Source organism: Bacillus sp. COPE52 (assembly GCF_003355115.1).
Taxonomy (GTDB): Bacteria; Bacillota; Bacilli; order Bacillales; family Bacillaceae_G; genus Bacillus_A; species Bacillus_A toyonensis.
The window spans coordinates 914,930-924,018 of the sequence record NZ_CP031292.1; the positions used below are offsets into that span (position 1 = coordinate 914,930).

Annotated in this window: 7 protein-coding genes; 6 read left to right on the forward strand and 1 reads right to left on the reverse strand. The window is 36.9% G+C overall.

All coding sequences use genetic code 11. The features are described 5' to 3' along the window. Positions 1–40: 40 nt before the first annotated feature. From DPQ31_RS04510 to alsD, 4 genes are all read left to right on the forward strand, one after another. Positions 41–1,186 (forward strand): DUF445 domain-containing protein, encoded by a 1,146-nt coding sequence (locus DPQ31_RS04510; RefSeq protein WP_208731586.1) that lies wholly within the window; start codon positions 41–43, stop codon positions 1,184–1,186. A 143-nt stretch (positions 1,187–1,329) separates the two neighbouring features. Then, positions 1,330–1,683, forward strand: coding sequence for a YlbF/YmcA family competence regulator (locus DPQ31_RS04515; RefSeq protein WP_000164615.1), 354 nt, complete (start codon positions 1,330–1,332; stop codon positions 1,681–1,683). 250 nt (positions 1,684–1,933) lie between these two features. After that, complete coding sequence (gene alsS, locus DPQ31_RS04520) at positions 1,934–3,622, forward strand: acetolactate synthase AlsS (RefSeq protein ID WP_097957730.1); 1,689 nt, start codon at positions 1,934–1,936, stop codon at positions 3,620–3,622. A gap of 16 nt (positions 3,623–3,638) precedes the next feature. Then, positions 3,639–4,397: an alpha-acetolactate decarboxylase gene (alsD, locus tag DPQ31_RS04525; protein ID WP_097957731.1), complete on the forward strand. Its 759-nt coding sequence runs from the start codon at positions 3,639–3,641 to the stop codon at positions 4,395–4,397. Positions 4,398–4,576: 179 nt separating this feature from the next. Here the strand turns inward: alsD and DPQ31_RS04530 are convergent, their stop codons facing one another. Next, the gene (locus DPQ31_RS04530; RefSeq protein WP_208731587.1) at positions 4,577–5,194 is read right to left on the reverse strand and encodes a DNA-3-methyladenine glycosylase; all 618 of its coding nucleotides are present in this window, start codon (positions 5,192–5,194) and stop codon (positions 4,577–4,579) included. A gap of 134 nt (positions 5,195–5,328) precedes the next feature. Between DPQ31_RS04530 and DPQ31_RS04535 the strand changes: the two genes are divergently transcribed. Then, positions 5,329–6,201 carry a Cof-type HAD-IIB family hydrolase gene (locus tag DPQ31_RS04535; protein ID WP_208731588.1) on the forward strand — a complete coding sequence of 291 codons (873 nt, stop codon included), beginning with the start codon at positions 5,329–5,331 and terminating at the stop codon, positions 6,199–6,201. A 393-nt stretch (positions 6,202–6,594) separates the two neighbouring features. Beyond that, positions 6,595–9,089, forward strand: a 2,495-nt coding sequence (locus DPQ31_RS04540) for an MSCRAMM family protein (protein ID WP_261797503.1), incomplete at its 3' end; no start/stop codon positions are given.

Sequence of the window (9,089 nt, forward strand, 5' to 3'; positions counted from 1 at the left end):
TCCGTATGATGATATGCTATAGTTTTGGAGAAGCGAAAGGTTGATTGTAATGAATATATGGTTGAATATGTTAACGACGACAGGGCTCGGAGCGATTATTGGAGGATATACGAACCACTTAGCGATAAAAATGTTATTTCGTCCCCATCGTCCTATTTATATTGGAAAGTTTCAATTGCCATTTACACCTGGATTAATTCCGAAGCGACGTGATGAGCTTGCTGTTCAATTAGGGAAAATGGTAGTCGAGCATTTGTTAACGCCAGAAGGAATCGGAAAAAAGCTAACAAATGAAGAGTTTCAAAAAAGTTTAATTCGCTGGGTGCAAGTGGAAGTGGATAAAGTCATTACGAATGAACAATCACTGCGACATATGTTAGAAAAATGGAATGTAGCACATGTAGAAGAAGAGGCGACCGGGAAAATCGAGCATGTGATTACAAAAAAAGTTCAGGAATTTTTAGCGGAGTACTATACATATACATGGGAACAAGCTTTACCTCATTCTGTACATGAAAAAATAGAGAATGCCATTCCAAATGTCTCGGCTTTTATTTTAGAGCGAGGAATTGAATTTTTTGAAAGTGAAGAAGGGAAAGCGCGCCTTTCAAAAATGATTGATGATTTCTTTGCTTCTCGTGGAACATTACTTAACTTAGTCGGGATGTTTCTAGGGAATGTAAGTGTAGTGGATCGTGTGCAGCCAGAAGTAATTAAATTTTTAGGTCAAGATGGTACGGAAAAGCTTTTAACTAATGTACTGCAAAAAGAGTGGGAAAAGTTAAAGGGAAGAGATGTAAAAGAATTAGAAACGTTTGTAGAAAAAGAAATGATTGTAAGCTCCATATTGTCTGCAGTTAAAGTTAAGGAAACAGTGAGTAAGTTTTTAAACCAATCTGTACAGCAAGTGTGTGCGCCAGTTCGAGAAACAATCATTGAAAAAGTGGTTCCAAGTGCAGTAACGAAAGGCTTGAAGTGGGGGACAGAAAATGTAGAGACCATACTAAATAATCTACATCTTGCGGAAATTGTCCAGCAAGAAGTGTCTACGTTTTCAACAGAGAGACTAGAAGATTTAGTTCTGTCCATTACAAAAAATGAGCTGAAAATGATTACGTATTTAGGTGCCTTATTAGGCGGAATGATTGGACTCGTGCAAGGGTTGTTACTGTTGTTCCTTAGGTAGTAAAGATAAGTACATAGAAATAAGAGTGAAATTTCTTCACATCTCTTGCATAGTTTGATATGGTAAGAAGAGGTGCGTATGTAAATGCACTTAAAAGGCAGTGTGAGCGAAAAGCGCTAGCCTTCTAAAGGAGGAAAAATAAAATGACAAAAAACATTCATGATGTAGCATATGAATTACAAAAAGCAATCGCTGAAAACGAAGACTTCAAAACTTTAAAAGAGAGCTATGCGGCAGTACAAGGAGATGCAGCTTCAAAGAACTTATTTGAAGAGTTCCGTACGATGCAACTTAGCCTACAACAAAAAATGATGCAAGGCCAAGAAATTACTGAAGAAGACAACCAACAAGCACAAGAAGTTGTAGCTCGCATTCAACAAGATGCTAAAATTACAAAATTAATGGAAACTGAGCAACGCCTAAACGTTGTAATCGGCGACGTTAACAAAATTATCATGAAGCCACTTGAAGAATTATATAGCGCGCAACAAGCGTAATAGTGGAAGACGCTCCTAGTATAGGGGCGTCTTTTTTGTTTAGGGAATTAAGTTTAAAAGTAAATGTTATTTTAAAAAATAAATTAATTGTAAGCGTATTCTTTAAGGGTTGTCAAAATACTGTCAAATTCATATTGTTGGAAAAATAATGCATTTGTAATATAATGATAAATGATACTTCACCACGTTAATTAACTAGGTGAAATTAAAATCTTTATTACACACATTATGAAATAAAGGGATGATTAGTTTGAGTACAGGTGTAAAAGCAAACGACGTGAAGACAAAAACAAAAGGAGCAGATCTTGTTGTTGATTGTTTAATTAAACAAGGTGTTACACATGTTTTCGGTATTCCAGGAGCGAAGATTGACTCTGTATTTGATGTATTGCAAGAAAGAGGACCAGAGTTAATCGTTTGTCGTCATGAACAAAACGCAGCATTTATGGCAGCTGCTATTGGTAGATTAACAGGGAAACCGGGTGTGTGTCTTGTAACTTCAGGACCAGGGACATCAAATTTAGCGACAGGTCTTGTTACTGCGAATGCGGAGAGTGATCCCGTTGTTGCTTTAGCTGGTGCAGTTCCACGTACGGATCGATTAAAACGTACCCATCAATCTATGGATAATGCTGCACTATTCGAACCAATCACAAAATATAGCGTAGAAGTAGAGCATCCGGATAACGTACCAGAAGCACTATCAAATGCATTTCGAAGTGCTACCTCCACAAATCCGGGAGCAACTTTAGTAAGTCTTCCGCAAGATGTTATGACTGCGGAAACGAATGTAGAGTCTATCGGTGCGCTTTCTAAGCCACAGCTTGGAATCGCTCCCACACATGATGTTACATATGTGGTAGAAAAAATAAAATCAGCGAAATTACCAGTTATTTTACTCGGTATGAGAGCGAGCACAAATGAAGTGACGAAAGCTGTTCGTGAATTAATTGCTGATACAGAACTTCCTGTCGTTGAAACGTATCAAGCAGCTGGTGCAATTTCACGTGAGTTAGAAGATCATTTCTTCGGCCGCGTTGGATTATTCCGTAATCAACCAGGTGATATTTTACTAGAAGAAGCAGACCTTGTTATTTCTATCGGTTATGATCCAATTGAGTACGATCCGAAATTTTGGAATAAACTTGGGGACAGAACGATCATTCATCTTGATGACCATCAAGCAGATATCGATCATGATTACCAACCAGAACGTGAATTAATTGGCGATATCGCTTTAACTGTAAATAGCATTGCAGAAAAATTACCGAAACTTGTATTAAGCACGGAATCAGAAGCAGTGTTAGAACGATTACGCGCGAAGTTATCAGAGCAAGCAGAAGTTCCAAACCGCGCTTCTGAAGGTGTTACGCATCCGCTTCAAGTCATTCGCACACTTCGTTCTTTAATTAGTGACGATACAACGGTTACGTGTGACATCGGTTCCCATTCTATTTGGATGGCGAGATGTTTCCGTTCTTATGAACCACGTAGACTATTATTTAGTAACGGTATGCAAACGTTAGGTGTTGCACTACCTTGGGCAATTGCGGCTACTTTAGTTGAACCGGGAAAAAAAGTTGTTTCCGTGTCAGGTGATGGTGGTTTCTTATTCTCTTCGATGGAGTTAGAAACAGCGGTACGTTTAAATGCACCGGTTGTACATCTCGTTTGGAGAGACGGTACATATGATATGGTTGCGTTCCAACAAATGATGAAATACGGTAGAACATCAGCTACAGAGTTTGGCGATGTTGATCTTGTGAAATATGCAGAAAGTTTCGGGGCGTTAGGTCTTCGTGTTAACACGCCTGATGAATTAGAAGGGGTATTAAAAGAAGCATTAGCAGCAGATGGTCCTGTCATTATTGATATTCCAATTGACTATCGTGACAACATTAAATTAAGCGAAAAATTATTACCAAACCAATTAAATTAATGGAGGCAGATTTGAGATGACTGTTGCGCAATTAATTGATATTGATGCAAAAAAAACGAAAACGAGTAATGAAGTATATCAAACATCTACAATGCTTGCGCTATTAGATGGTATATATGATGGTGTGATTAGCTTTGAAGACTTGAAAAAACATGGTGATTTCGGCATCGGCACATTTGATCAATTAGATGGTGAAATGATTGCATTTGATAATGAATTTTATCATTTACGTTCAGACGGTTCAGCAGAAAAAGTAGAGCCAGAAGAAACAACGCCATTTGCGACTGTAACGTTTTTTGAAAAAGAAATGAGTTATACGGTAGAGCGTCCGATGAATCGTGAAGAAGTTGAAGCGTTATTACATGAATTAATGCCAAGTAAAAACTTGTTTTACGGTATTCGAATGGACGGTACGTTCCGTGAAGTAAGGACGAGAACTGTTCCAAGACAAGAAAAACCGTATACACCGCTCGTTGAAGTGACGAAATCACAGCCGATCTTTTCATTTAAACATACAGAAGGTACGCTAGCTGGATTTTGGACACCAGATTACGCGCAAGGCATTGGTGTAGCTGGGTTCCACTTACATTATATTGATGATGAAATTCGCGGGGGCGGACATGTTTTCGACTATGTTGTTGAAAACTGTACGATCCAAATTTGTCAAAAAGCTCATATGCATTTAGCACTTCCAGAAACAGCTGACTTTATGGCGGCTGAATTATCAAGAGAAAACTTAGAAAATGATATTGCGACTGCGGAAGGTGCAGAGTAAGAGGGAAAGACTGTTCCATTTTGGAACAGTCTTCTTTTATTCGTAATGTTATTATTTGTCGATAAATCGATATTTCTTGTCGAACCGTTGATATATTGTAAGTTACGATAGATATATTCGAAAAATCGTTGATATATTGTAAGTTACGATAGATATATTTGAAAAATCGTTGATATCGCTTATTTCTTTGAAACAAACCGATGCCCCTCATAATAAAACCGCCACGGATAATGCACAGCTTCTTCTGCATAGTCGATATTAATACGAGGTCCTGCTGTTATTTTATATTGTGATGACATATGTTCTTCTTCTGGAACGAGTTCAATATGTAATGTGTCGCTTTGTAATGATACGCCTCGTTCTTCTAAAGTAATTCCGAGGGCACGGCATAGTTTGCCAGGACCATTTGTTAAATTTTTGTACTGTGCTTTTGTAATGTCGGTTTTGTTGTAGCGCGCTAATTTTATTTCCTCAATCCCATCTATAGGCTCAAGGGCTCGAATGAGAACGCCTTGCGGGGTACCAACTGGCGCTGTAATGACGTTAAAACAATGATACATACCGTAAATTAAATATACGTAAGCATGCCCCGGTGCGCCAAACATGACTTCTGTACGATCCGTTCGTCTGCCGCCATAACTATGTGCGGCCTTATCATCTGGGCCTTTATATGCTTCTACTTCCACAATGATGCCACTTCGTTTTATTCCGTCTACAATATGAACGAGTTTTTGGCCGAGTAATTTCTTTGCGACTTCTAACGTGTCGCTTTCGTAAAAAGAAGGTGGTGCCTGCATTGTACTATCTCCTTTACTGAGTGTATATGTATATAGTAAACCAAATTTTCAGTAGTAATTCTAACTCGTTCTATTTGCTACATTTATTTCATAAATTATGGATAGAGTACAACAGCGAAGAGGGGGAGTGCGACATGATTTATCGCTTACTAGCTCTTAATATAGATGGGACACTACTATACAATAACGGAAAAATCGCAAAAGGATTACGAGAAACAATTGAATTTGTGAAAAGAAAAGATGTATACGTTACATTATTTACGAGTCGTAATTTTCAATCCGCTCATAAAGTAGCAAAGGCGTTGAAATTAGATTCTATATTAGTGACACATGGCGGTGCTTTCGTTTCAGCAACGTTAGATAAACCGTACGTTCAAAAGAGGTTATCCGAAGAGAAGACTTTTAATATTGTGCAAGTGTTAGAGCACTTTGATTGTAATGTACGCATTTCTCATGAGCGGTTTTCAATCGGAAACCGGGAGAGAAATACACCAAACTTAATTGCGCGTACTGTATTATCAAGCGCAGATCCGTTATTTTATCCAGTTCAATTTGTAGATTCGTTAGGCGATGCGCTTCGTGATCATCCGGTAGCGGCACCAAAAATTGATGTTGTTTTCCATAGTAATGGTGAAAAGGAAAGAGGGCTAACTACGCTAAGAAAAGCATTCCAAGATATAGAGTATGTTGAATGTGACGCAAAACGAATAGAAATTTTGCCACAAAATGTATCAAAGTTACGCGGATTACAGTTGCTTGGAGAGTATTTAAATATTTCGCTAAATGAAATGGTTGCGATTGGGGATAGCATGGAAGATTTAGAGGTCATTGAAAACGTTGGACTTGGGGTAGCGATGGGGAATGCGCCTGTAGAGTTAAAGCAAGCGGCAGATTGGATTACACGTTCAAATAGTGAGAACGGTGTAGAGTATATGATTAAAGAGCATTTCCGTAAGCAATTCCCACTTCCGTTTTTGAAAAACCATAAAAATACACCGAAACGATGAAAGAAAAACGTAGCTTTGTGGCTACGTTTTTTTGTTGAACTTACTAAAAGGAATGAAAGCGTTTTAGGTTGTGAATTGTGTATGAAATCTATACAATTCACTTGAATCCTTTAGAAAACTAATGTAAAGTGGATGATGTTCCCAAAATAGTTACACCACATGAAATATTCTTCAGATAAATTTTATTGAGCTCCCGTATGTAAAACATTTCCGCATGATAGTGTAGTTCACGTATTATTTCAAAAATGAATTGTAGTAATTTTATTAATTAGTTGTAGCGTTTCTTTGTTTTATTTAAATGGATTATTTTAAGTTAATGTGAGTAAGATCTGGCACATATGAAATGTGTTTCTTTTTATGATTTTAGGAAGTTTAAAAGGGGGAATGAATTTCTTGAGGAAATCATTTAATCAAAAAATTAAAAAGTTAAGTAGTAGTTTAATAGTTGTATTACTAATATGTATGAATTTTTTAATCCATTTACCATTTAAAGCAGAGGCAGCTACAACAGAATTAAAAGGTTTAGGTGATGTATCTTATTACAACGCCATCATTTTTGGAGATCATAGTGCAACGAGTGCGGATATTGAAGGTGCGATGGCTGTTCAGAAAAATATGAACGCATCAAGTTATACAGTCGTAGCGGCTGCAACTGGAGCAAATAACTTAGCTGGAGCAACTTGGGTAGATGAAGGATATCCATCATTATTACTAGGCGGTCAATTTACGAAAGCGGGAGCAGGACAAGTAATTATTCAAGATGGAACAGTGGCGATGACAAAAGACGGTGACCCAGATGGCGCAATGAAAACGTCATATGACCGTATCTCTTATAAAGAGCAAGCGGAGATTGATGCTAAGTTTAAAGAATTTAGAAAAGACGTTGATGGTGTAATCGGGGATGCGGGCCAATTACACACTGATAAGCCAACACTTAATATGAGCTTTGGAATCGGTGAAGATGTAAACAACCCTAATATTTATGTCTCTTCAGGCCAAACGGGAAAGAAAACATTTGATGTAAAAGACGTTTATCTTCCAAATGTAGAGAATAAAGACTTCATTGTTATTTATTCAGATGCAGAAGAAGTGAGTTTTGGTGGCGGTGCAATTTTGTATGATACAAGAAATACTGGGATGGCAACAGACTTAATTAATACATCTCAAGCATACGACCCTAATTCATCTTTTACTGAGTTAGCTAGTAAGGTAATTTGGGTGTTTCCTAATGCTACAAAGATAACAACTAAAGGTTATGGTGTAGTAGGTAGTGTGTTTGCACCTAATGCAGTTGTAGAGACAAAAGGTGGTTCTATTAATGGACAAGCCTATGTTGGAGGATTACACCAAAGAGATGGATTTGAGGTTCATAACTTTAAATTTAACTGGCCGAAATGGAATAAGCCAGCAGCTGAAAAAGGAAATTTACAAATTAAAAAAGTTGATGAAAACGATGAAAACATTGTTTTAAAAGACGCAAAATTTGATGTTATAGACAAAGATAATACTGTTGTGGCTACTGTTACAACAAACGAAAAGGGTATTGCGGAAGTTAAAGATTTACCACTTGGTGATTATTTTGTAAAAGAAATTAGTGCACCAGAAGGATATATAAAAGTTGATACACCAGTAAAAGTAACAATTGATAGTACAAAAGTAATTGAACTTGTTATGAAGAATACGAAAAAAGTTGAAAATGGCCAATTTAAATTGTTGAAAAAAGATAATGAATCTGGTCAACTTCTACCAGGTGCAAAATTTGATGTTATCGATAAAGATGGGAAAGTTGTCGAAACAATTATTACAGACAGTAAAGGTGAAGCTTTATCAAAACAACTTCCAGTTGGAACATATACATTAAAAGAGGTAGAAGCCCCGAAAGGATATGAACTATCATCTAGTTCAGTTCCTGTAAATGTAGAGGCTAATAAAGTAATTACTGTAGATGTGTTGAATAAAAAAATCCCTGAAAAAGTAACAGGTCAATTCGAAATCGTGAAAGTAGATGCAAATGATAAAGAGAAACTATTATCAGACGCAGAATTCGAAGTGTATAAAGACGGTAAAAAAGTAGAGACATTACGAACAGATAAAACAGGTAAAGTAATCTCTCAAAAATTAGAACCAGGAAAATACACATTGAAAGAAACGAAAGCACCACAAGGGTATAAATTGCTAAAAGAAGAAATCGAAGTCGTTGTAGAAGCAAACAAAGTAGTACAAGTACAAGTAGAAAATGCGAAAGAACTAGGAAGCTTACAAGTAATCAAAAAGGATGCAGAGAGTGGAAAAGTTCTAGCGGGCGCAGAATTTAAATTAAAGAACGAAGCTGGTCAAGTAGTTGGAGAAACGAAAACAGATAAAGATGGTGTTGTGAAATTCGAAAACGTAGTGCCAGGAAAATACACGTTAGAGGAAACGAAAGCGCCAGAAGGTTATAAAGCGCTGGAAGTGACAGTAGAAGTAAACATCGTAGCAAATGAATTAGTAAAACAAGAAGTATTGAATGAAAAAGTGAAAGAAAAAATAAAAGGTCAAGTAGAAATTACAAAGGTAGATGCGAATGATACAAATAAAATATTAGCAGGCGCAGTTTTTGAAATTTTGAAAGACGGAACGAAAATAGACAAATTAACAACAGATAAAAATGGTAAAGCAACTTCCAAGAAACTTGAACCAGGAGATTACATTTTAAAAGAAGTACGGGCTCCAGAAGGATACACTTTATCTAATAAGGAAATTAAGTTTACGATTTCTAATCAAAAAATTGAAGTTATAAAACTTCAAATTACAAATCAAAAAGAGCCAGGTGGAGGAACAGAAACACCAGGTGGAGGAACAGAAACACCAGGTGGAGGAACAGAAACACCAGGTGGAGGAACAGAAAC

Excerpts from the sequence above, each read along its gene's own strand:
- DPQ31_RS04515 (WP_000164615.1), top strand. The coding sequence starts at position 1,330 with ATGACAAAAAACATTCATGATGTAGCATATGAATTACAAAAAGCAATC.
- alsD (WP_097957731.1), top strand. The coding sequence starts at position 3,639 with ATGACTGTTGCGCAATTAATTGATATTGATGCAAAAAAAACGAAAACG.
- DPQ31_RS04530 (WP_208731587.1), bottom strand. The coding sequence starts at position 5,194 with ATGCAGGCACCACCTTCTTTTTACGAAAGCGACACGTTAGAAGTCGCA.
- DPQ31_RS04535 (WP_208731588.1), top strand. The coding sequence starts at position 5,329 with ATGATTTATCGCTTACTAGCTCTTAATATAGATGGGACACTACTATAC.